Below are 22531 nucleotides of genomic sequence, written 5' to 3' on the forward strand. Positions count from 1 at the left end.
CCGGCATGGGTCCGCTGCGTTTCGTCGCGCGGCTGCTGGCGATGCTGTGTGCCTTCACGTTCATGGTCGCCTTCGCCGTCGTACTGGCGAAGCTCACCCTTCAGCCGTCGCCCGCGTCGGAGGCCCTGACGCACACCAACCTGCGGCCGGGAAGCACGTTGCGGGCCTATCTGGACCAGCCCGAACTGCGTGACGCCGTGCGGCAGATCGGCGGCAATCTGCTGCTGGGCGTTCCGTTCGGCGTCCTGGTCCCCGTCGTCGCCCCGCGGACGCGCGGCGTCCTGCGCGTGCTGCTGCTGACGGCGACCGTGATGCTCCTCGTCGAGTTCGCGCAGGGTGCGCTGGTGACGGGGCGGGCCTTCGACATCGACGACGTCATCCTCAACACGACCGGTGCCCTGATCGGCTACCTGCTGCTGGGACGGCGGCTGAGCCGCGTGGTGCACGCCCGCAGGCCCCGCTCCTCCTAGCGCAGCACGAGCTGGACGATCGCGACCGTGCCGACCACGACGATGAACGCGCGCAGTACGGCGGGACGCAGCCGGCGGCCCACGGTGGCTCCGAAGTGGCCGCCGGCCGCGGACCCGACCGCGAGGAGGGCCACCGACGTCCAGTCGAAGTCGGCGACGACGAGGAAGAACAGCGCGGCGACGGAGTTGACGACGGCGACGAGCACGTTCTTGACCGCGGTGAGGCGTTGCAGGCCGTCGTCGAGGAGCATCCCCATCAGGGCCACGTAGATGATGCCCTGGGCGGCCGAGAAGTAGCCGCCGTAGACGCTGGCCAGGGTCAGCCCGACGAGCAGCAGGGGGCCGCCGTCGGGCCGTGCGGACCGTCCGGTACGGGCCCGGCGGTCGCGCAGTCGCCTGCTGATCAGTGGCTGCAGGACGACCAGTACGAGGGCGAGCCCGACCAGGACCGGCACGATCCTTTCGAACGCCGAGGCGGGCAGGGCGAGCAGCAGCGTCGCGCCGGTGAGCCCGCCGAGCAGGGCGCCGGCGCCCCACTTCAGGATGCGCCGGCGCTGGCCGCGCAGTTCGCGCCGGTACCCGATGGCTCCGCTGATCGAGCCGGGGATCAGGCCGAGCGCGTTGGAGACCGTGGCGGTGACGGGCGGCAGACCGGTCGCGAGCAGCACCGGGAACGTGATCAGCGTGCCCGACCCGACGACGGCGTTGACGGCACCGGCGGCTGTGCCGGCGCCCAGGACGGCGAGCAGCTCGCCGATATGTGCGGCGTCCATGGCGAGAAGCCTAGGAACGCAACAGTTCGGCGGTGGACGAAGGGTGACCGAGGGACAGAGCGGCCCGATCCGGGCGGTTGCGACCCTCTTCAATCACTGGTCCGTACCAAAGTATTGACGCCCCCTTACCTCACTCCTTAAATCAAGTGGCGACACCTTCACCCCCCACCACAGTCGGCGCGCCCGTCCCTCGGGTCGCCGCACGGAAGGAAGCAGCATGGCCTCCCCACGCCCACGCCTGCTCCGCAGTGTCCTGCTCGCCACTCTGTCCGGCGTCCTGGTCGCATCCGCCGCGATCGGGCCCGCTCAGGCGGAACCGCCCGAAGCCGCGGCCGCCGCGGTGGCGTTCTCCGACACCTTCGACGGGCCCGCGGGTGCCGCGGTCGACTCGTCGAAGTGGCAGATCGAGACCGGCGACAACGTCAACAACCACGAGCGGCAGTACTACACGTCCGGCAACAAGAACGCGGCGCTGGACGGCCAGGGCCACCTGGTGATCACGGCCAGGCGCGAGAACCCGGCCAACTACCAGTGCTGGTACGGCACTTGTCAGTACACCTCGGCCCGGCTGAACACCTCCGGGAAGTTCAACGCCCAGTACGGGCACGTCGAGGCCCGGATCAAGGTGCCACGGGGCCAGGGCATGTGGCCCGCCTTCTGGATGCTCGGCACCCCGGTGAACTGGCCGGACTCGGGCGAGATCGACATCATGGAGAACGTCGGCTTCGAGCCCTCGACCGTGCACGGGACCATCCACGGCCCCGGCTACTCCGGGTCGGGCGGGATAGGTGCCGGCTACTCCCTGCCGGGCGGCCAGGCGTTCGCCGACGCCTTCCACACCTTCGCCGTTGACTGGGCGCCCGACTCCATCACCTGGTCCGTGGACGGCAACGTCTACCAGCGGCGCACCCCGGCCGACCTGGGCGGCAAGCAGTGGGTCTTCAACAAGCCGTACTTCCTGATCCTGAACCTCGCGGTGGGCGGCTACTGGCCCGGCGACCCCGACGGCTCCACGGTGTTCCCGCAGCAGCTCGTGGTGGACCACGTCTCGGTGACCACCGGGGGCTAGGCCCGAGGCGGCGCGCGACACAGTCGATCCGCGGGCCGGCCAGTGCCCCGAGCCGACCGGGAACAACTCGGCCGACGGCACCCGGCCGCGGATCCGGCCCCGCACATCGACGGGTCGGCCGACCCGTCCGGCTAGTGGTGGTGCCAGGTGAACTTGTCGCCCCCGACCCAGCGGACCACGTCGGGGTCGTCCAGGTCGTGGACGTTGATGCCGTAGAGGGCGGCGGTCTCCAGTACGTCGGTGACGGCCCTCGCCGAACCGACGACCACACCGTCGATCTCCATGATGCGGAACGGAGGCGTGCCCGGCTGAACCCCGAGCACCATGATCCGCGGTTGTGAGATGTGCGGACTCGCGCTTTCGGTCATGAATAGAGCGTAGAGCGCAACCCGCGTCGACGAATCCTCCAGGACGTTCCCGGTGAGGGACACGAAGATCGCCGACTCACCGGTCCGCCGTGCGGGGGCGGCACCGCCGGGGAACCCTGGAGGTGGAGGTGGCGATGGATCCCGTACAGGCGCTGGACCGGATCGCCTTTCTGCTGGAGCGGTCCCTGGCGCCGACGTATCGCGTACGCGCCTTCCGTACGGCCGCGCGGGTCCTGGCGGAGCTGCCCGGGGACGAGGTGCGGGCGCGGGCCGAGGCCGGAACGCTGGAGTCGCTTCGGGGTGTCGGTCCGAAGACGGCACAGGTGGTGCGTGAGGCGCTGGCCGGGCAGGTGCCCGGGTACCTGTCGGATCTGGAGGACCGGCCGCAGGCCGAGCCGCCCGAGGGCGGGCCGCTGTGGCAGCAGCTGCGCGGGGACTGCCATCTGCACTCAGACTGGTCCGACGGCGGCAGCCCGATCGAGGAGATGGGCCGCACGGCGGCCGAGCTGGGCCACGAGTGGGCGGTGCTCACCGACCACTCGCCCCGGCTGACCGTCGCCCGCGGACTGTCGGCGGACCGGCTGCGCGAGCAGCTGGACGTGGTGGCGGAGCTCAATACGACCTGGGCGCCGTTCCGGCTGCTCACCGGCATCGAGTGCGACATCCTGGAGGACGGCTCCCTCGACCAGGAACCCGAGCTGCTGGAGCGGCTCGACGTCGTGGTGGTGTCCGTGCACTCCAAGCTGCGCATGGAGGCCCGCGCGATGACCCGCCGGATGGTCACCGCCGTACGCGATCCCAACGCGGACATCCTCGGCCACTGCACCGGACGGCTGATCACCGGGCGGGGCCGGCCGGAGTCGGAGTTCGACGCGGACGAGGTGTTCGCCGCGTGCGCGGAGTCCGGTACGGCGGTGGAGATCAACAGCCGGCCCGAGCGGCTGGACCCGCCCCGGCGGCTGCTGCGCCAGGCCGTGGACACGGGCGTGCTGTTCTCCGTCGACACCGACGCCCACGCCCCCGGGCAGCTCGACTGGCAGCGCTACGGCTGTGCCCGAGCGGAGGAGTGCGGGGTACCCGCCGAGCGGGTGCTGACCACCTGGACCGCTGAGGAGCTGTTGGCGTGGACACGGGAGAAGTGACGAGGCGAGCCGCGCTGCCGGGCGTGACGCAGATCACCGCGTATCGCGGCGAACCCAGGAACACCCGTCGGTAGTTTCCCGTTGAACCAGCCGTGGGTGCGGATGGGACAGTGTCCCCGGGCCTCACCATTCGCCCACAGGGAAGATCGTTCGGCTGAAGCCCTGTGGAGCCTTTCGCCGAGAGGCGACCGCCATCCGTGCCCACCTCTGACCGCCCCGACCGGTCGGGGCTTTCTCCTGTCCGGGCGCGTGTCCGCCGGGTCGGCTTGACTTCGAGAGCACTCCAATTCGTAGCGTTCCGCTTATGAGCACTGCACAGCACAAGATCGGCTCCGGTTTCGGGGCGCACAGCACCGCCGACGACGTCCTCGCGGGAATCGACCTGACCGGGAAGCTCGCGGTCGTCACCGGCGGCTACTCGGGACTCGGCCTGGAGACCACCCGGGCCCTCACCCAAGCCGGCGCGCGGGTCGTCGTCCCCGCCCGCCGCCGGGCCACCGCCGAGAAGGCGCTGGCCGGTCTCGACGGCGTCGAGGTGGACGAGCTGGACCTGGGCGACCTGCAGAGCGTGCGCGGCTTCGCCGAGCGGTTCCTCGCCTCCGGCCGCACGATCGACTTCGTGATCGACAACGCCGGGATCATGGCCTGCCCGGAGACCCGCGTGGGGCCGGGCTGGGAGGCGCAGTTCGCCACCAACCACCTCGGTCACTTCGCCCTGGTCAACCGCCTGTGGCCGGCGATCGAGCAGGGCGGCGCCCGCGTGGTGTCCGTGTCGTCGCGCGGTCACCACCTCTCCGGGATCCGCTGGGACGACGTGCACTGGCGGCAGGGCTACGACAAGTGGGAGGCCTACGGTCAGGCCAAGACCGCGAACGTCCTGTTCGCCGTTCACCTCGACCGCCTCGCGGCCGACCGGGGCGTGCGGGCCTTCGCGCTCCACCCCGGCGGCATCCTCACCCCGCTCCAGCGCCATCTCCGCACGGAGGAGATGGTGGAGCGCGGCTGGATCGACGAGCAGGGCAACGCACTCAACCCCGAGGGCTTCAAGAGCCCCGAGCAGGGCGCGGCCACCCAGGTGTGGGCCGCGACGTCCCCGCAGCTCGACGGCATGGGTGGGGTCTATCTGGAGGACTGCGACATCGCCGAGCCCGCGGTCGACGGCGAGGAGCGCAGCGGCGTCATGGCCTGGGCGACCGACCCGGAGCAGGCGGCGCGGCTGTGGGCGCTGTCGGCGGAGCTGACCGGCGTGGACGCGTTCGCCGCGTAGTGCGGGACCGAGCGTGCGAACGGCCCGAAACGGGGTACTCGCAGGCTCCCGTCCCCACTCTCCGGGAGGAGCCGCAGGTGAGCAGTGAAGCGGCCCGCAGAATCGTGGTCACCGGCGCCACCGGCAATGTCGGTACCAGCGTGGTGCGACTCCTCTCGGAGGATCCGGAGGTCGGTTCCGTCCTGGGACTGGCCCGCCGGATCCCCGACTGGTCACCGCCGAAGACCGACTGGGCGGCGGTCGACCTGGCCGCCGAGCGGGGCGACCTGGCGGACCTGTTCGCCGACGCCACCGCCGTGATCCATCTGGCCTGGGCGTTCCAGCCGACGCACGATCCTGCGGCGACCTGGCGGACCAATGTGCTGGGCGGCCTCCATGTCTTCGAGGCGGCAGCGGCGGCCAGGGTCCCGAAGCTGATCCACGCGTCGTCGGTCGGTGCCTACTCGCCCGGCCCGAAGGACCACGCCGTCGACGAGTCCTGGCCGACGCACGGCTGGCCGGACGCCGCGTACTGCCGGGAGAAGGCCTACCTGGAACGGGTGCTGGACACCTTCGACCGTGCCCATCCCCAGGTGCGGGTGGTGCGGATGCGGCCGGCGTTCCTGTTCAAGCGGGAGTCGGCGAGCGAGCAGCGCCGCATCTTCGGCGGCCGTTTCCTGCCGGGTCCGGCGGCCCGCCCCGAGTTGCTGCCGTTCCTGCCCGACATTCCGGGACTGCGGGTGCAGGCCCTGCACACCGACGACGCGGCGACGGCGTATGTGCTGGCGGTGAAGTCCGACGTCCGGGGCGCGTTCAATCTCGCGGCCGACCCACCGGTCGACGCGGCCCTGCTGGGCGAGATGCTCGGGGCTCGCCCACTGCGGCTCCCACGCACCGCGGCACGGTCGGCGATCGCCGCCGCGTGGGGGCTGCATCTGCTGCCCGCCTCACCGCATCTGTTCGACGCGGTCCTCAGGCTGCCCCTGATGAACTGCACACGCGCCCGTACGGAGCTCGGCTGGCATCCGCAACGCACGGCTCCCGAGGTGCTGGAAGAGTTCCTCCAGGGCTTCCGGCAGGGCGCGGGCGCGGCCACCGAGCCGCTGCGGGGCCGCAAAGTGGGCTGACTCAGCCCGGTGACTCCTCGGGTTCAGCCCGGGGACTCCTCGGGTGCGGGATGTTCCGGGTGGACCGTGCCCGGCTGCGGCGCTCCCTGCCGGCCCGTGCCCGCCTCGTCCGTGTCGGGCACGTCGTCCGCCTCGGTGGTGTCGTCGGCGGGCTCGACGGGCACCTCCCACGGGTCGTCCCCCGTGTCGGCCTGCTGGTCAGGCAGGTCCCTCGGCACCGGCTCGCCCGTGCCGTCGGCTGTTCCTCGACGACGGTCGGCCATGGTGGCACCTCCTTCGCATCGCCCCCGAGGGCCCGCGAGTACCGTCCCCGCCGAGGGCGAAACCTCAGTGCGGCACCCGCTGCGCCACCGCCGTGGGCAGCGGCGACGGGGCCTCGGCGCGGCGGCCGCCGTGCGCGAAGAAGTCGGCGAGCGGCAGGATCGCGGCGCCGACGGTGACCGCGTCCGGGCCGAGCCTGCCGAGGTCGATGGTGACCTTGTGGGCGGGATGGCGCAGGGCGTAGGAGGCCGCGTGCCGGCGTACGGCGGGCAGGAAGCGGGCGCCGAGCTGGAGCCCGGCCCAGCCGCCGATCAGGATGCGCTCGGGCTGAAAGAGGTTGATCAGGTCGGACAGGCCCGCGCCCACGTACTCGGCCGTCTCCTCCAGCACGGCGAGGGCCACCGGGTCGGGCTCCCGCCCCTCGGCGGGGTACACGCCGGCCAGCATCGCCGTCAGCGCGGTCTCCTCGTCGGCGCCCTCCGGCACGCTCCCGCCCTGCTCCCGCCAGCGGTCGATCAGCGACTCGGCGCCCGCGTAGGCCTCCAGGCAGCCGAGGGCTCCGCACCGGCAGCGGCGCCCTCTGACCCGTACCGTCAGATGCCCCCACTCGACGGCCCGCCCGTGCTCCACCTCGGGGGTGACCAGGCAGGCGCCGACGCCGGAGCCGAAGAGCACGACGACGGCGCTGCGGGCGCCTCGCCCGCCGCCGAACCACATCTCGGCCTGGCCGAGGGTCCGCGCGCCGTTGTCGATGAAGTAGGGCACGTCGTCGGGGAGCTGGGTGCCGTCGCGCAGGAGCTTCTCCAGCGGTACGGCGTCCCAGCCGATGGTCTGGCCGTGCACCACGGCGCCGAGGTCGCCGGTGTCCTCGACGATGCCGGGGACTCCTATGCCGACGCCGAGGAGACGCTCGGGGCCGATGCCGGCCTCCGTGAGCACCTCGGCGATGCCGTCGCGGATGTGCCCGACGATGCCCTCGACCTCGTACCGCTCCCGTGTCAACGGCCGTTCGGCGCGGGCGAGTTCGGTGAGGGTCAGATCGAACAGGCCGATCCGTACCCGGGTCTCGCCGACGTCGACGCCGATCATGTGGCCGCTGCCCGGGGCGACGCGCAGCAGGATGCGGGGCCGGCCGCCGTCGGAGTCGACGCTGCCGGCCTCCTCTACCAGGCCGTCGGCGATCAGCTCGGCGACGACGTTGCTGACGGAGCCGGAGCTCAGTCCGGTGGCCGGCCCGAGCTCGAAGCGGCTGAGCGGGCCGTCGAAGTACAGGCGCTGCAGTACGGCGGTACGGTTGCCCCGCCTGAGGTCCCGTACCGTGCGCCCATTACGCCCCGCCATGCGGCTCCCTCCGGATCAGCCCTGGTCCCCCGCCGTGTTCGGACCGACTCCCATTGTGACCTACGCCGCGTAGACGTCCTCCACGTACCGGCCGTCCGCGATCAGGGCGTCCAGCCAGCGCTGGGCCGCCGCGTCGTCGGCGCCCGGTGTGCGGTCCCGGTACAGGGTACGGAAGGCGTCCCGTACGCCCGGTGCCATCCTGGCGCCGTCGCCGCAGACGTATACCCGGGCGCCCGCGCCGAGCAGCTCCCAGACGTCGTCGGCCTCGGCGGCGATGCGGTGCTGGACGAAGGTTCCGGCGGTGCTGAAGGCGGGGCGGAGCGAGACGGCTCCGGCCGACTCGGCGGCGTGCAGTTCCTCGGCGTGCAGGAAGTCGGCGTCGGGGGCGTCGCAGCCGAAGTAGCACAGGGCCGGGGCGAGTTCGGTGCGGGTCGCGAGGGCCGCGGTGCGGTCGGCGACGGCGCCGCGGAACGGGGCGAGGCCGGTGCCCGCGGCCACCATCACGACGGGCTCGCCGGGTTCGATGCGGAAGACGTCCCGGCACGGCTGGATGCGGGCGTACACCGTGTCGCCTGGGCGGACCTCGGTGAGGTAGCCGGATCCGGTGCCCGTGTGGATGCCCCTGCCGGAGCGTGCGGGCGCCTGGAGCAGGGAGATCATCAGGTCCGCGTGGCCGGGGTCGACGGCGGGCGAGGAGGAGATCGAGTAGGGGCGCGGGCGCAGCGGGGTGAGCAGGTCGAGGAGCGTCGGCCAGTCCAGGGCGCCGCACAGGGCCGGGAAGTCCTCGATCACCTCGACGAGGGTGCGTGGATCGTCGCTCAGCCCCGCCAGGGCCATGCGCTCCGGCGGGCACGGGTTGGCGGCGGCGAGCGCGGCGAGCTGAGTGACGCTCGGGTGTTCCGTCAACTCGACGTGGTGGGTGAGGAGTTGGCGTACGGTCAGGGGCCGGTCGACGGCCGGGCCGTCGCGGCGCGGGCGGGTGGCGCGGATGTCCAGGACGGTATCGAGGTCGACGCCGAGCGCGGCGGCGAACCGCTCGACCAGGGCAGGGGCGTTGGCGGGCAGCACGGTGAGGTGATCGGCGGTGCGGTACGTGACGCCTTCCGGGAGCGCGAGGCGGACGAACCGCTTGCGGCGCGGGTGGTCGGGTGCGGTGAGGTCGTACGCCTCGGTGACCGTCATGGGGACGAGCCCGTGCCGTTCGGCGACGGCGTCCAGCGGGCCGCCGGTCAGGGCGCGGACCTCGTACGCCGCTGTCGGCTCGTCGTCGGCCGGGGCGGTCGCGTCGGGGTCGCCGTACCGCTCCAGCAGAGCCGTGCGCAGGCGGGCCGTGAAGTCGCGGACGGCGCCGGTGAGGTCGCCCGAGGCGTCGGCGGCGGCGCGGTCGAGGAGGCGCGTGGCGCCGAGCTCGGCGAGACGGTCGTCGATGCGGGTGGGGACCTGCTGGTAGGTGGCGGCCCAGTTGCGGTCGCCGACGCCGAGGACGGCGTAGGTGACGTCCTTCAGGTCGTGCGGGTCCTCCAGCCGGGCGGTGAAGACGGCGGCGTCGTCGGTGGGGCGACCGTTGTAGGAGGCGGCGGTGATCACGACGGGCCGGTCGGTGGGCAGGCCGTCCGCGTAGGCGTCCAGGGGCGCGATGTCGGTCCCGCAGCCGACGGCGGCGGCCTCGTCGGCGAGGGACGCGGCGAACTCCCGGCAGGTGCCGTAGTTGCTGCCGTGCAGGAAGAGGGCGCGGGTGCCGGGGCGGACACGGGCGGGGAGGGACCCGGTGTCCGTGTGCCGCGGCGCTTCGGGCACCGGCATGGGCCCGCGCTCGGCGGTGGTGCGCGGGGTCAGGGTGAGGGTGAAGCCCTCGGGCTTGAGGGTGAGGGTCTCCTTGACGGTGAGGCGGTAGTCGGCGTGGTCGTGCAGCCGGTAGCGGTGGACGAGCATCGCCAGCAGCATGGTCGCCTCGTGCAGCGCGAACTGCCGCCCGATACAAGCGCGTTCACCGGTCCCGAACGGTTTGAAGGCGTGCACCGGCCGGGCCTGTTCGGCCTCGGCGGTGAAGCGTGCCGGGTCGAACAGCTCGGGGTTGTCGCCCCAGACGGGCTGCCGGTGGAGCATCGGGGTCAGCACGAGGGCGGCCTGTCCGGCACGCAGCGGGATGCGCCCGCCGAGCAGGGTGTCCTCGCGGGCCTCCCGGGAGAACACGGCGGCCGTCGGCCACAGCCGCAGCGCCTCGTTGAGGACCTGCCGGGTGTACGTCAGCCGGCCGATCTCGTCGTAGGTCGGCTCGGGATCGGCCTGATCGCCCCACAGGTCGTCCACCTCACGCCGTACGCGATCGAGCGCCGTCGGGTGCTTGGCGAGGTAGTAGAGGGCGAAGGACATCGCGCCGGAGGTGGTCTCGTGGCCGGCGATCAGGAAGGTGATGACCTGGTTGCGGATGTTGGCGGTGTCGAGGGTGGTGCCGTCGGCGGGGTGCGCGGCGGTGAGCATCAGGCCGAGGAGGTCCTCGGCGGCGCTCTGGTCGGTGCCGGTGCGGGCGGCGATGACGTCGTCGACGACCTGGGCGAGATAGGCGGCGTCGTCCCGGAAGGCCGCGTCGGCCGCCGAGTAGTCCCGGCCGGGGACCCGGGCGAGCCGCTTCATGCTCCACTCCAGGCACCGGACCATGGACTCGACGAAGGGGTGCGGCTCGGGCCGCTCGAAGGAGCCGAAGTCGTAGTCGAACCCGGCGAGACCGATGGTGTCCAGGGTCATGCGGGTCATGTCGTCGGGGACGTTCACCGGCCGCCCGGCGCGGGCGTCGCGGTCCCAGGAGTCGATGAGCCGGCGGGCCACCTTCAGCATCACGGGGTGGTAGGTACGCATCGAGCCGAGCGCGAAGGCGGGCATGAGGATGTCGTGCGCCTTGGCCCAGTTGGGCTCGTCGTTGTACGCGGTGAACAGTCCGTCGGCGGCGAACTCGCGGACGTTCTCCAGACCGGGCCCGACGTGCTTGGCGAACCGCCGCTCGTCGGCGAGCTCGGCCACCAGGTCCGGGTCGCCGACGAACAGGGCGTCCCGCCCGTACAGCCGCCGCACGAACACGGGCCCGTGCTCGCGCATCAGCTGCATGGCCTGCTGCACGGGTGTGTCGCCGGGTCCGGTGGCGGAGATGTCGGCGACGGGGACGCCGGGGAGGGTGTCTGCGGTCTGCGGGTCGAGCGCGGTGGGGGGCATGGCGCGACAACTGCCTTTCGCGGTACGGGAGTACTGCGATCCAGGTTGGTCGACGGCCCCGGCACGCCGGAGCGCCCGCACTACATGATTATGTAGTGCACGGCCATGTCCCGCTCTTGCCCCGAGTCACCGGAGGTGCTGGTGGACCGGACCCACCCGGATGCCGTCGTGTGGCGCAACCGCGCCCTGATGGTCTTCGACCGCGTCGCCGTGCCGGTCGCGGTGTGTGATGTGTACGGCGCGGTCCAACTGGCCAATCCGGCGATGGCGGCGGAGTGCGGTACGACTCCGGGGCGGTTGCGCGGCCGGGACGTGCTGGAGCTGTTCCGGCCGCAGGAGGCCACCCAGGTCGAGCGGATCGCCGAGGCGTTGCGGCTGCGGCACCGTTCGCGCTACCAGGTGTCGGTGCGCTGGCGGGCTCCCGACGGCGCGGAGCGCTACGGGGAGCTGACGGCGGACCCAGTGAGCGACACGGTGGAGGAGACACCGGCGCTGCTGGTGATGCTCCGTGTCCTGGGTGAACGCGAGCCGTCCGCCGAGGAGCCGCCCACGCGCGTCACACCGATGGAGGCCCGCATCCTGGCACTGCTCGCCGGGGGCGCCACGACGGCACGCGCAGCCCGGGAGACCGCCCTCACAGTCGACGGCGTGAACTACCACCTGCGCCGCCTGTCAACCCGGTGGAACGCGGCGAACCGCACGGAACTGGTCGCGCGCGCCTATGCGCTGGGGGTGCTCGCGGCGGGGGTGTGGCCGCCGGCGCCCACTGCCCCGGCCGGGTCGGAGTAGGCCGTGCCCGCGCCCGGCGGGGCGCCGAACCGTGCCAGGGTGTGCCACACCTTCTTCAGGTCCTGGAGTGCGTACCGTCCGGTGCGCGCGGCGTCTCCGATGACGCGCGGGTCGATGTGGCCGTCCTCGGCGATCCGGGCGCCCAGGTCGACGTACTCCTGGCCGCGGTACTCCGCATGGCGGAGCAGTCCGGGCACGGTGAGACGGTAGCCGGGGTGCCATTCGAGGGGGCAGGGCAGCTGACGGGCCGCAGCCTCGACCGGGGTGCCGCGGTAGCCGGCGTCCAGGACGACGGCCTCCACGTCCCGGGCGAGGACGACGCCGCCGTGGATGTGCGCCTCGACGTAGTCGTCGAGGGCGTCGCGGTCGTCGGCCTCGGCGAGGGCGAGGAGGTGCAGACCGGCCGCGACGCCGAAGTCGGTGGGTTCGGCGGCACTGTCGGGATAGCAGAACGTGGCGCGGGCCAAGGTCTCGCCCCGTAGGCGGAAGTGCGAGGAGCCGAACCGCGGGGCGGCGCCGACGACTTGGCGACGGAAGTTCAGCGCGCCGTACACGGGCCGCTCGTGCGGGCTCGCCTCGTCGTACGCCCCGCCGAAGATCCGACTCTCCCAGCGCCTGCGGTCGCCGCCGGGGTGGGCCGTGAGGCCACCGTTGCTGGTGCCGGTGACGAACTGCGAGTGGTAGGCGCCGTCCTCGGCCAGCGCGCGCAGGATCGGCACGTCCCGCGCCAGCCTGTCGGGATGGAAGTTGAGGGTGATGCGCACATCGGGGTCGAGGGCCGGCCCCGCGGAGGAGGCCGCGACATGCCGCAGTGCCGCCCTGGCCCTGGGTGCCCCGGGATCGCCGAAATCCACTGGCTCCCTTTCGTCCAGCCTGCCTAATCTAGGTGTCAACCTAGGGCTCCTAGGTTTTGCAGACCGACTCCCAGGAGGCTCCCCCATGAGGCCACTCGCCGAGCAGGACATCCGCAACTCATTTATCAACTGCTCCAAGGGCGAGGCCAAACGGGTGTCCCTCCCCCGCGATCTCGACGAACGCCCCTGGGACGACCTCGACTTCCTGGGCTGGCGGGATCCTGGGGCGCCCGATCGCAGTTATCTGGTGACCGAGCGGGAAGGCCGCCCGGTGGGCGTCACCTTCCGTTTCCCGTCATCCCGGCGCGGGTTCCTGCACCGCAGCATGTGCTCCCTGTGTCTGACGACCCATCCGGGCGGCGGGGTCTCGCTGATGACGGCCCGCAAATCGGGTGCGGCCGGACGCGAGGGCAACTCGGTCGGCCTGTACATGTGCACCGACCTCGCGTGTTCCCTCTACGTCCGCGGCAAGAAGCTCCCGGGGCCGGGGAGCCGCTTCGAGGAGAGCCTGACGGTGGAGGAGCAGATCGCCCGGACGACGGCCAATCTGTCCTCGTTCCTCGACAAGCTGTACACCTGACAGGACCGCCGCCCTACCGGTCCCGCAGGCGCGCCGCCTCCACCCGGTGCAGATGGATCAGGACGTCGTGGCTGCGGGCGAGCGCGATGTCGTGCGGGCCGTCCGGGTAGGCCGTACCGATGCCGCGCGTGGGCCGTGCCTGCCGCAGCCAGTCGCGGGCAGGTGCCCCGACGGACCGCAGGTCGAGCAGGTAGTCGCGGTACCGCACCCGGTCGAGGGTCCGCTCGTTGCTGCCCGGACCCGCCGGTCCCAGCGTCCAGCGGCGGATGACGTCGTCGTCCTGGCCGGTGGCGTTGAATGAGCCGTGGCCAAAGGTCAGGCCGACGCTGACATACCCGGCACCGAGGCTCTCGCGCAGGAACGCACCCTGCACCTTCGGGTTCTCCTCGGGCTCCTCCGGCACATAGCCGACGTGGTTGTTGTGCGCCGACAGCAGCACCTTGGTGCCGGTGTGCTGCTGCCACCACACCACGTTGGCGGCCATCGCCCCGTCGCGGTAGCGCATGGCGGCGGCGATCCCGGCCGGGTCGGTGAGGTCGAAGGCGTACTGCCGGGCGGTCCGGTCGATCACCCTCGCGTGCTGGACGGCCCGGTCGTACGCCGCGCGGTCGGCGCCCGGCCTCTGCCGCTCCAGCAGCCGCAGCGCCTGGCCGGTGCGGTCCGCGCGGTCCTTGCGTTCGGCGTACGGCAGATTCAGGTACCGCTCGATGTACTCGCCGGTCTGCACGGTGGGCCGCAGGCCGCGGTAGAGCTCGCCCAGCCGCGCGCCGAGCTCGGGGTGGGTGCGGGCCGCCCAGTCCTCGACCGCGTCGTACAACTCGGGTCCGGTCCAGGCGATGTCGTCGCCGATGAAGCGGACCGGGTCATGCGGGTGGCGGACGTTGTACGCGCGCATCCACTCGACGAGCCGCAGATAGTCGGTGTTGTTCCACCACAGGTAGTCCCGCTGGAACTCCTCGCGCATGATGCGCCGCGGGTCGCCCTTGCCGTACAGGACGTAGTCGTTGAGGCGCAGGCCGGTGCTCCAGGGCGACTCCAGGGCGAAGGTGCGAAAGCCCTTCTCCCGCACGAGATGGCGGAAGACGCGGTCCTTGAGGGCGAAGAAGTCGTGCGAGCCGTGCGTGGCCTCGCCCAGGCCGACGACCCGGGCGGGGCCGATCATCCGGTCCAGGGCGCGCAGATCACGGCTGTCGCCGCCCGGTTCGACGGTGCGCAGCGGACGGGCCGCGCGGTCGAGCGCCGAGACGACAGTGGTGGGGGTCGGCGCCGCCGTGGCCGGGATGCCGGTCGTCAGGGCGGCGAGGATGATGAACAGGGTCAGTACTAATCCGGTCCGATGCCGTCTCATGATCCAAGGCTCGCGCCGCGGGCGGGCGGGGACCATCCGGCGGTCCGCCGTTCCCGGATGCGGACAACCACGGGGTGGCGGCGGGGGTTTTCCCCAGTCCCGGACCCGGTCGACGCCCGGCCTCGCACGGGTGTCGACGATCACCGGCCCAGCCCCTTGCCGTGACACGGCCACAGCGATCAATCTGGGGTTCCTTGCGGACCGTTACGTTCCGCAAGCGGTGGGCGGGATGCATCGGTGAAAGGGAACAGCCCGAGGATGCGAGTGGCACGTGAGGAGACGCCCTACCGGGAGCGGCTGGCGAAGCTGGGCCGGGACCCCGTGGTCGTCCAGACCCTGCGGTCGGCGGCAGCGGCGACGATCGCGTATGTCATCGCGCTGCGCCTGAGCCCCGAGGCCGCGCCGCTGACGGCGCCCCTGACCGCGCTGCTGGTCGTCCAGGTCACTTTCTACGCCACGCTCACCAACGGTATCCGCCGGGTGAACTCCGTGGTGGCCGGCGTCCTGGTGGCCATCGCTTTCAGCCTCCTGGTCGGTCTGACCTGGTGGAGTCTGGCCCTGCTGATCGTGGCCTCGCTGGCCGTCGGACATCTGGTGCGGGTGAACGAGTACGTCCCCGAGGTGGCGATCAGCGCGATGCTGGTCCTCGGTGTCACCACCGTCGGGGACACGGCATGGGCGCGGGTGCTGGAGACACTGATCGGCGCGGTGGTCGGCCTCGGCTTCAATCTGCTGCTCGCGCCGCCGGTGTGGGTGGACGAGGCCGGGGAGTCGATGGAGGCACTGGCCCGCCGGCTGCGGCAGTTGATGCTGCGCATCGGCGAGGAGGCGGCCGGCCGGCAGCCCTACGAGCAGGCCGCGGCCCGGCTGCACGAGGCACGTCGGCTCGACCACGACATCGTCGAGGTGGACGCGGACCTGCGGCAGGCCGAGGACAGTCTGCGGCTCAATCCCCGCGTGCGGGACAGCCTGCTGCACCGGGTGGTGCTGCGCACCGGCCTGGACACGCTGGAGATCTGCACGGTCGTCCTCAGGGTGCTCGCCCGCACCCTCACCGACCTCGCCAAGGACCGCGAGCCCGATCCGCTGTTCGCGAACGAGACGGGCGCGGTCCTGGAGCAGCTCCTCTCCGAGATCGCCGACGCGGTCGTCAGTTTCTCGGTGCTGGTCACCACACATGTCAGCAGCAACGCCGACGCGGCGGAGTCCCGGCTGTCGGCCGAGCTGCGCACGGCGGCGGGCACCCGCGACAAGCTGGCCCTGCTGCTGCGCGAGGAGGCCGACCGCGAGACGGAGCGCTGGCAGCTGCTCGGTGCCGTCCTGACCGAGGTGAACCGCATGATCGACGAGCTCGACACCGAGCACCGCTCGCAACGGCTGCTGGAGGAGCTGGACCGGGTGTCGCAGGAGCAGCGCGTGCGGATGCCGGGGCTGACCCGGCTGCGCGAGCGCATGGGCGTCCAGGAGCAGCTGTGGCGGAACCGTACCGGGATGGGCAGGCGTTCTCGCTAGGGGGACGCCGGGACGGGCCGGCGCCGGAAGCGAGGGAGCGGGCCTATGACCGACACGACGGTACGGATCGACGGAAACACCCTGCGGCTGCCGGGCGATGTGGCGGTGCGGTTCATCCGCACGCTGCGGCTGCCGGAGTCGGGCACGCATCCGCTGCCGCCGGGGCTCGGCGAGTTCCCGATCCGGCGCGTGGCGGACTTCCCGGACACCGTGCCCGAGGCATGGCGGGCGCGCGGTGGGGTGATGCTGCCGGTGTATCTGCGCGAGGCGATGTGGCTGAGCTTCGGCGGCACCACGGAGCCGGCCGCCCTGCAGGTCGGGGTGGGCAAGGTGTGCGCGGTCTCGGGGAAGCCGTGGAGCGATCGCCTGGCCCGCAAGCCCCAGAACTACCTCTGCCTCCCACGGCAGCCATGGCTTGACGGCATCAACTCCGGCAAGGGCACGGTCCGCCAGTTCGTGGCGGTGCCGCTGGGGCTCGGCGCGACCGTCGAGGGCCAGGTCACCGGCGAGGAGGTCTGGGGCGGCGTGCAGCTTCAGTCCTTCGCGCTGAAGGAGCCGAAGCTGGCGGCGTGGCGCGAGGAGCAGCGGCGCCTTGCGGCGCAGGCACCCCCGATGCCGCAGTTCGGTGGCTACGGCGCCGCGATGCCGATGGCGGCACCGCCCGCTCCCGGTTCGGTCCCGGCACCGGCCGCCGCTCCCGCCGGCGGGGCGCCGCGGGCCGCCGCGGCGATGGGGCTGGGCGTCGGCGGTTCGATGCGCCAGGAGGTCTACGAGGACGACCGTCCGCTGTCGGACTGGGCCGAGCGGCCCGGCGGGCGGGTGTTCGTCCATCTGGTGACGCCTCCGGAGTGGCGCCGGATCACCGGTGAGGCTCCCCCGCCGTCGCCGGTCGACCGGGCGGCGTACACGCGCGCGGGGCTGCCCTGGTTCGACTACTACGACGAGGACGCCGCCGATCTCGCCCCGACGGACACGCTGGGGGCGGTGCAGCCGGTCGGTGACTGGCTCGGTGACGACCACGAGCCCTGGCAGGCGCCGAAGCCGGGCCAGGTGATGCCGTTGAAGGACGCGCAGGGCAAGCCGGTGGAGGACGGCGACTGGTAAGCGGCACGCTCCGGCCCACCCCTTCCCCTGCCATTGCACAGAACGCAACGCCTGTTGCTGTTCTTGCGCAGGACGGGTGATCCACGCCAAGGTTGCTGTCGCGACCACGACGACCGACGACCTGAGGTGTGGACATGGGCAGTGGTGGGCTGAGCAGGCGCCGATTCGTCGGCACCCTCGCGGGGTCGGCCGCCGGAGTGACCCTCCCGGCGGCCACGGCGTGCGACGACGCGCCCGCCCCCGCGGACCCGTCCGGCACGGCGACGTCCGGCCCCGAAACACGTCCGAGCGCCCAGTCCGAGAGCCGCGCACCGTCCGGCCCGCGCCCCCTCTACCTCGGCACCTACACATCCGCCGAGGGCGGCGGCAAGGGCATCGGCCTCGCCACGTACGACCCGGCCACGGGCGGCATCACCGGGGCCGGGACCATCGAGGGCGTCGCCGACCCGTCGTATCTGGCGCTGCACCCGAACGGCCGGATCCTGTACGCGGTGAACGAGCGCGAGGACGGCGCCGTGACCGCCGTCCGGGTCGCCGACCGCGAGGTTCTGGGCAGTCGCAGTACCGGCGGGGCGGCGCCCTGTCATCTGTCGGTGCATCCGGGCGGACGCTGGCTGTTGAGCGCCAACTACGGCACGGGCAGCGTGGCCGTGCACCCGATCGACGCCTCGGGCGTCCTTGGTGAGCGCACCGACCTGGTCACGCACTCCAGTCCGGCACCCGGTCCCGGCCAGGACGGCCCGCACGCCCACCAGTTCGTCACCAGCCCGGACGGCCGCCATGTGCTCGCCGTCGACCTGGGCACGGACACCGTCTACACCTACCGCCTCGACGTCGAGGCGGGCACGCTCGGCGAGGTCGCCCGGGCGCGGACCAAGCCGGGCGCGGGCCCGCGCCATCTCACCTTCCACCCGGGCGGCCGCTACGCCTATCTGGCCAACGAGGTCGACAACAGCGTCGCGGTCTGCGGGTACGACCCGTCCACGGGCCGGCTGACCGTCGGCGCGGAGCAGGAGACGGGCACGGGCTCGGGCACCAGCTATCCGGCGCAGATCGTGGTGACGCCGAACGGCCGGTTCGCCTATCTCGCCAACCGGGGCCACAACAGCCTCGCGCGCTACGCGGTGGAGGCGAAGGGAGCCCGGCTCAGGCTGCTCGACACGGTGCCGGTGTCCGGGGACTTCCCGCGGCAGATCGCGCTGTCGCCGGACGGTGCGCTGCTGTTCGCGGCGAACCAGCGGTCGAGCACCGTCAGCGTCTTCCGCGTCGACGAGGCGAGCGGTGAACTGCGGCTCGCGGGCGAGCCGTTCGCGTCACCCGTCGCCGTCTGTGCGCTGCCGCTGTAGGGCGCGCGGGCAAGAGGCGGCGCTGGCCTGCGAGAGCAGGATGTGCATGCGCTCGGTGAGCTGGGCGACGTCGTCGGCGGGCCGGTGGAACGGCAGCCGTACGTCGCCGTGGGAGCGGGCGCGCTCGATGCGCAGGGTGAGTCCGTGCCGGTCGACGGCGAGCGGCTGGACGCGGACGGCGCCGTGCAGGCTGTCGGATTCGACGAGGCGGGTCAGCCGCTCGACGGCGTCCGGGTGGCAGTCGGCAAGATGGGTGAGCAGCCGGGCCTCGGCGGTGGCCAGCGGGTCGGGCGCCGCGGTGGCGAACTCCTCCAGGTCGACGGCCTTGGCTCCGGACGGCTCCCGCAGCACCACGCGGGTCGCCCGGAAGGCGAGCCTGCCCTCCTCGGGGGTGAACCAGCCGGACAGCCAGAGCCGGGAGCGGATCCGCTTGCGGACGGGCACGGGGGCGACGTCGGCGAACTCCAGGACGGCGGAGGGCTCTCCGCGCGGCGCGCAGATCGCGGCCGTGACCAGCACACTGTCCTCGGGCACCTCCAGCAGGACACGGCCGTCGTCGGTCGCGGTGTGCGCGCCGACGAGTTCCTCTCGGCAGTTCTCCGCGGTCACCGAGCAGGACCACGCGCCGGCCAGCACCGACCGGGCCCGTTCCGCCGCGGAAGGCGCGGCCGTCCAGGTTTGGCTGTCACCCATCCCGTTCCTCCTAAGGTAAGGCTTGCCTAACCTATCGAAGATCGGGCCGCAGGCCAACCGGCACCACCGATCCTGTGCGATGTCTTTGCGGAGGTGAGGGGCGATCAGGGGGCGATGACGCCCAGCAATGCACGGGTGCACAGGTCGCGCACCTGGTCCCGGGAGAGGCCGGCGCCCCGCAGCCACTCCAGACAGACCGCGGTGGTGAACGCCAGCCAGCCCCGCACGGCGAGCGGGATGTCGGGCCGCTGTGCACAGAGCGGACCGAACTCGGGGTCGGCCGCCATCGCCGCGAGGATCTGCTTCTCCTGGGCCGCCAGGGCCCGTTGGTAGACCTTGCGTACGGCCTGGTCCCCGGCCGCGTCGGCGCGATGGAAGGCACGGTAGCCGTGGGCATGGGCCTCGACGTACTCCAGAAAGGTGTCGAGTCCGGCGCCGAGCTGTTCGCGCACCGGGATCCCGGGCACGGCGGCCGTCATCCGCAGCATGCGCGCACTCTCGCGCTCGACCACGGCCGCGAAGAAGTCCCGCTTGTTCGGGAAGTAGTGGTAGAGCAGCCCGCGCGACACTCCGGCGATCTCGGCGACCTGCTCGATCCACACCTCGTCGTACGGACTCTCCGAGAACAGCCGCGCCCCGACCGCGAGTAGCTGCTCACGACGCTCCTCGGTGCTGAGCCGGCGTCGTGTGCGCTCACCCTGGTTCGCGGCCATGCCCGCACTTTACTTGACGTGGATTCAATAACGGGATCAGACTGAATCCGCGTTATTGAACCCACGTACAACGAGCGCCGCGTCGCAGGGTGTCAGCGGATCAAGGGAGATCGCGTCATGGCGGAGACGACGACCGGGACCGGACTTCCGAAGGGGTTCCGCAGCGCCGAGCAGGGCTGGCCGGAGCTGTTCCGGATACCCCACCCCCCGCACCGGCTCCCGCTGCTCGGCGATGTGCTGGGCGCGAGCAGGCGTACACCGCTGCAGGACTCCCTGCGCTTCGCCCGCGAGCTGGGGCCGATCTTCCGACGGCGGGCGTTCGACCGGGAGTTCGTCTTCGTGTGGGGCGCGGAACTCGCGGCCGACATGGCGGACGAGACGCGCTTCGCCAAGCATGTCGGGCTCGGCGTCGCCAACCTGCGCCCCGTCGCCGGGGACGGCCTCTTCACGGCGTACAACCACGAGCCGAACTGGCAGTTGGCGCACGACGTCCTGGCACCCGGGTTCAGCCGGGAGGCGATGGCCGGATACCACCCGATGATGCTGGACGTGGCCGAACGGCTCATGGACCACTGGGACCGGGCGCTCACGGCGGGCCGGGCGGTGGACGTGCCCGGCGACATGACCAAGCTGACCCTGGAGACCATCGCCCGCACGGGGTTCGGGCATGACTTCGGCTCCTTCGAACGCGCCCGACCGCACCCCTTCGTGACGGCGATGGTCGGCACGCTCAGCTACGCCCAGCGCCTGAACACCGTGCCGTGGCCGTTCCTGCTGCGGCGCGCCGCACGCCGCAACGACGCCGACATCGCCCACCTCAACGACACCGTCGACGACCTGGTCCGCGCCCGGATCGCCGACGGACCCGGCGACGGGGACCTGCTGGACCGCATGCTCGGCACGTCTCACCCGGAGACCGGCGAGCGGCTCTCCGCGGAGAACGTCCGCCGACAGGTGATCACCTTCCTCGTGGCCGGCCACGAGACCACCTCGGGCGCGCTCTCCTTCGCCCTGCACTACCTCTCCCGCCACCCCGACGTCGCGGCCCGCGCCCGCGCCGAGGTCGACCGCGTCTGGGGCACGACGCGGACACCCGGCTACGACCAGGTGGCGCGGCTGCGCTATGTGCGCCGGGTGCTGGACGAGGCGCTGCGGCTGTGGCCGACGGCGCCCGCCTTCGCCCGGGAGGCCCGCGAGGACACCGTGCTGGGCGGGGTGCATCCGATGCGGCGGGGCGCCTGGGCGCTGGTGCTCACGGCGATGCTGCACCGCGATCCGGAGGTCTGGGGCGCGGACGCCGAACGGTTCGACCCGGACCGCTTCGACCCGAAGGAGGTACGGACGCGGGCGCCGCACACCTTCAAGCCGTTCGGGACGGGTGCGCGGGCCTGCATCGGGCGCCAGTTCGCGCTGCACGAGGCCACCTTGGTGCTGGGCCTGCTGCTGCGCCGCTACGAGTTCAAGGGCGACCCGGCCTACCGGCTGCGGGTGACGGAACGGCTGACGCTGATGCCGGAGGGGCTGCGGCTGAACCTGGAACGCCGGGCGCCCCTGCCCGCACCCCGGGCCGACGCGTCGCCGACCGGTCATGACGCGCCGTCAGCCCTCGGCTGTCCAGTGCACGGGACGGCGGACTGAGCCGGGCAGCCGAGTGCCGGCGCTGCCACGGGCCGCGTTCAGCTGGGGCTGGGTCAGGAAGAAGGCGCCGGTCAGATCGGCGTCCGTGAGGTCGGTGTCGCGCAGATCGGCGCCGATGAGGTCCGCCCCGCGCAGATCGGCGCCGGTCAGGTCCGCGGCGATGAGATAGGCCCCGCGCAGGTTCGCGCCCCGCAGATCCGCGCCCCTGAGGCGGGCGCCCATCAGGTCCGCGCCCCGGCGTTCCTTCTTGCGGCCGCGCACTCCGGCTCGCGCCAGCTCGCTGGTCTTCAGCAGCAGGACGTTGACCCGCTGCCGGTGGGCGGCCACGTCCAGCGAGGCCAGTTCCTCCGGGGTCCCTCGGGTGAGGGCTTCCGTCGCGTCGAGGAGTTCGTGCAGCTCGGCGTGGACGGGACGGGCGGCGGACAGGGTCAGTGCCTCGGTCAGGTACCAGAGCAGCTCGTGCAGCTGGCGGACGACGGGGAAGACGTCGAACATCCGCCGGGCGTGCTCACGGGAGGCCGCGCGCCAGTCCTTCCCGGCGAAGGTGACCTGCGAGACCTTCTGCCCGGCGCCGAAGCAGTCGTAGACCGTGCACCCGGTGAAGCCGCTCTGCCGGAGCCGGGCGTGGATACCGCAGCGGTGGTCGTCCCGGAGGTTCCGGCAGGGGGTGCCGGCGTCCTTGTCGAGCGCGAAGTCCGCCGAGGCGGTGAAGGGCAGCGCGACACAGCACAGCCCGAAGCAGTTCGCGCAGTCTCCGTGCAGGTCGACGAGGTCGCCGGGGTGATCTTGCATGTCACCCAGCCTAATGTCCGGCCCGGCACCGGAACTCACCGATGAGTTTCCTGCGGTGTGGGGGTCCTCTCATACAACGGAAAACAAGTTCGGCTACCACTGGTACTGGAGCCGACGAAAGCAGGAGCAGCACCGCATCGAGGATTCCAAGGAGACGT

The 22531-nt window shown here is 72.3% G+C and carries 21 protein-coding genes; 11 read left to right on the forward strand and 10 right to left on the reverse strand.

The window, feature by feature from the left end; all coding sequences use genetic code 11:
• The first annotated feature begins 5 nt into the window (after nt 1–5).
• Entirely contained in the window at nt 6–470 is a 465-nt protein-coding gene (locus ACFPQ9_RS07595; RefSeq protein ID WP_380849095.1) for a VanZ family protein, read from the forward strand.
• Here the strand turns inward: ACFPQ9_RS07595 and ACFPQ9_RS07600 are convergent.
• The gene (locus ACFPQ9_RS07600) at nt 467–1243 is read right to left on the reverse strand and encodes a sulfite exporter TauE/SafE family protein (protein WP_380848669.1); all 777 of its coding nucleotides are present in this window, start codon (nt 1241–1243) and stop codon (nt 467–469) included. The two genes, ACFPQ9_RS07595 and ACFPQ9_RS07600, sit on opposite strands and share 4 nt — an antisense overlap.
• Nucleotides 1244–1460: 217 nt before the next feature.
• On the opposite strand from ACFPQ9_RS07600, the gene ACFPQ9_RS07605 reads away from it, so the two are divergent.
• Nucleotides 1461–2312, forward strand: coding sequence for a glycoside hydrolase family 16 protein (locus ACFPQ9_RS07605; RefSeq protein ID WP_380848672.1), 852 nt, complete (start codon nt 1461–1463; stop codon nt 2310–2312).
• A gap of 131 nt (nt 2313–2443) precedes the next feature.
• Here the strand turns inward: ACFPQ9_RS07605 and ACFPQ9_RS07610 are convergent, their stop codons facing one another.
• On the reverse strand, nt 2444–2680 hold the full coding sequence (locus tag ACFPQ9_RS07610) for a hypothetical protein (protein WP_380848675.1): 237 nt from the start codon (nt 2678–2680) through the stop codon (nt 2444–2446).
• A 134-nt stretch (nt 2681–2814) separates the two neighbouring features.
• On the opposite strand from ACFPQ9_RS07610, the gene ACFPQ9_RS07615 reads away from it, so the two are divergent.
• The 3 genes from ACFPQ9_RS07615 to ACFPQ9_RS07625 all read left to right on the forward strand — a co-directional run bounded on the left by ACFPQ9_RS07615 (nt 2815) and on the right by ACFPQ9_RS07625 (nt 6195).
• Nucleotides 2815–3822, forward strand: a complete 1008-nt coding sequence (locus ACFPQ9_RS07615) for a PHP domain-containing protein (RefSeq protein WP_380848678.1) — start codon at nt 2815–2817, stop codon at nt 3820–3822.
• 304 nt (nt 3823–4126) lie between these two features.
• Nucleotides 4127–5089, forward strand: coding sequence for an SDR family NAD(P)-dependent oxidoreductase (locus ACFPQ9_RS07620; RefSeq protein WP_380848681.1), 963 nt, complete (start codon nt 4127–4129; stop codon nt 5087–5089).
• Nucleotides 5090–5166: 77 nt separating this feature from the next.
• Nucleotides 5167–6195: an SDR family oxidoreductase gene (locus tag ACFPQ9_RS07625; protein ID WP_380848684.1), complete on the forward strand. Its 1029-nt coding sequence runs from the start codon at nt 5167–5169 to the stop codon at nt 6193–6195.
• 23 nt (nt 6196–6218) lie between these two features.
• On the opposite strand, the gene ACFPQ9_RS07630 is transcribed toward ACFPQ9_RS07625, so the two are convergent.
• The 3 genes from ACFPQ9_RS07630 to ACFPQ9_RS07640 all read right to left on the reverse strand — a co-directional run bounded on the left by ACFPQ9_RS07630 (nt 6219) and on the right by ACFPQ9_RS07640 (nt 11004).
• Nucleotides 6219–6458 carry a hypothetical protein gene (locus ACFPQ9_RS07630; protein ID WP_380848687.1) on the reverse strand — a complete coding sequence of 80 codons (240 nt, stop codon included), beginning with the start codon at nt 6456–6458 and terminating at the stop codon, nt 6219–6221.
• Nucleotides 6459–6522: 64 nt separating this feature from the next.
• Nucleotides 6523–7797 (reverse strand): ROK family transcriptional regulator, encoded by a 1275-nt coding sequence (locus ACFPQ9_RS07635; protein ID WP_380848690.1) that lies wholly within the window; start codon nt 7795–7797, stop codon nt 6523–6525.
• A gap of 60 nt (nt 7798–7857) precedes the next feature.
• On the reverse strand, nt 7858–11004 hold the full coding sequence (locus tag ACFPQ9_RS07640) for a cytochrome P450 (RefSeq protein ID WP_380848693.1): 3147 nt from the start codon (nt 11002–11004) through the stop codon (nt 7858–7860).
• Nucleotides 11005–11109: 105 nt separating this feature from the next.
• Between ACFPQ9_RS07640 and ACFPQ9_RS07645 the strand changes: the two genes are divergently transcribed.
• On the forward strand, nt 11110–11793 hold the full coding sequence (locus tag ACFPQ9_RS07645) for a PAS domain S-box protein (RefSeq protein ID WP_380848696.1): 684 nt from the start codon (nt 11110–11112) through the stop codon (nt 11791–11793).
• Here the strand turns inward: ACFPQ9_RS07645 and ACFPQ9_RS07650 are convergent.
• Complete coding sequence (locus tag ACFPQ9_RS07650) at nt 11724–12647, reverse strand: DUF3626 domain-containing protein (RefSeq protein ID WP_380848699.1); 924 nt, start codon at nt 12645–12647, stop codon at nt 11724–11726. The genes ACFPQ9_RS07645 and ACFPQ9_RS07650 overlap by 70 nt on opposite strands.
• An 85-nt stretch (nt 12648–12732) precedes the next feature.
• Between ACFPQ9_RS07650 and ACFPQ9_RS07655 the strand changes: the two genes are divergently transcribed.
• Nucleotides 12733–13227 carry an FBP domain-containing protein gene (locus tag ACFPQ9_RS07655; RefSeq protein WP_380848702.1) on the forward strand — a complete coding sequence of 165 codons (495 nt, stop codon included), beginning with the start codon at nt 12733–12735 and terminating at the stop codon, nt 13225–13227.
• A 13-nt stretch (nt 13228–13240) separates the two neighbouring features.
• On the opposite strand, the gene ACFPQ9_RS07660 is transcribed toward ACFPQ9_RS07655, so the two are convergent.
• Nucleotides 13241–14575, reverse strand: coding sequence for an erythromycin esterase family protein (locus ACFPQ9_RS07660; protein ID WP_380848705.1), 1335 nt, complete (start codon nt 14573–14575; stop codon nt 13241–13243).
• A 258-nt stretch (nt 14576–14833) separates the two neighbouring features.
• Here ACFPQ9_RS07660 and ACFPQ9_RS07665 point away from each other — a divergent pair, with 258 nt between their 5' ends.
• From ACFPQ9_RS07665 to ACFPQ9_RS07675, 3 genes are all read left to right on the forward strand, one after another.
• On the forward strand, nt 14834–16087 hold the full coding sequence (locus ACFPQ9_RS07665) for an FUSC family protein (RefSeq protein ID WP_380848708.1): 1254 nt from the start codon (nt 14834–14836) through the stop codon (nt 16085–16087).
• Nucleotides 16088–16132: 45 nt separating this feature from the next.
• Entirely contained in the window at nt 16133–17191 is a 1059-nt protein-coding gene (locus tag ACFPQ9_RS07670) for a hypothetical protein (RefSeq protein ID WP_380848711.1), read from the forward strand.
• Between the two features lie 134 nt (nt 17192–17325).
• Complete coding sequence (locus ACFPQ9_RS07675) at nt 17326–18537, forward strand: lactonase family protein (RefSeq protein ID WP_380848714.1); 1212 nt, start codon at nt 17326–17328, stop codon at nt 18535–18537.
• Here ACFPQ9_RS07675 and ACFPQ9_RS07680 read toward each other — a convergent pair.
• Nucleotides 18505–19230 carry a DUF2470 domain-containing protein gene (locus ACFPQ9_RS07680; RefSeq protein WP_380848717.1) on the reverse strand — a complete coding sequence of 242 codons (726 nt, stop codon included), beginning with the start codon at nt 19228–19230 and terminating at the stop codon, nt 18505–18507. The genes ACFPQ9_RS07675 and ACFPQ9_RS07680 overlap by 33 nt on opposite strands.
• Nucleotides 19231–19334: 104 nt before the next feature.
• Nucleotides 19335–19943, reverse strand: a complete 609-nt coding sequence (locus tag ACFPQ9_RS07685) for a TetR/AcrR family transcriptional regulator (RefSeq protein ID WP_380848720.1) — start codon at nt 19941–19943, stop codon at nt 19335–19337.
• A gap of 117 nt (nt 19944–20060) precedes the next feature.
• Here ACFPQ9_RS07685 and ACFPQ9_RS07690 point away from each other — a divergent pair, with 117 nt between their 5' ends.
• On the forward strand, nt 20061–21581 hold the full coding sequence (locus ACFPQ9_RS07690) for a cytochrome P450 (RefSeq protein WP_380848723.1): 1521 nt from the start codon (nt 20061–20063) through the stop codon (nt 21579–21581).
• On the opposite strand, the gene ACFPQ9_RS07695 is transcribed toward ACFPQ9_RS07690, so the two are convergent.
• Nucleotides 21543–22373, reverse strand: a complete 831-nt coding sequence (locus ACFPQ9_RS07695; RefSeq protein WP_380848726.1) for a pentapeptide repeat-containing protein — start codon at nt 22371–22373, stop codon at nt 21543–21545. The two genes, ACFPQ9_RS07690 and ACFPQ9_RS07695, sit on opposite strands and share 39 nt — an antisense overlap.
• Nucleotides 22374–22531: the final 158 nt, after the last annotated feature.

It is taken from the genome of Streptomyces coerulescens, assembly GCF_042657965.1.
Taxonomy (GTDB): Bacteria; Actinomycetota; Actinomycetes; order Streptomycetales; family Streptomycetaceae; genus Streptomyces; species Streptomyces coerulescens.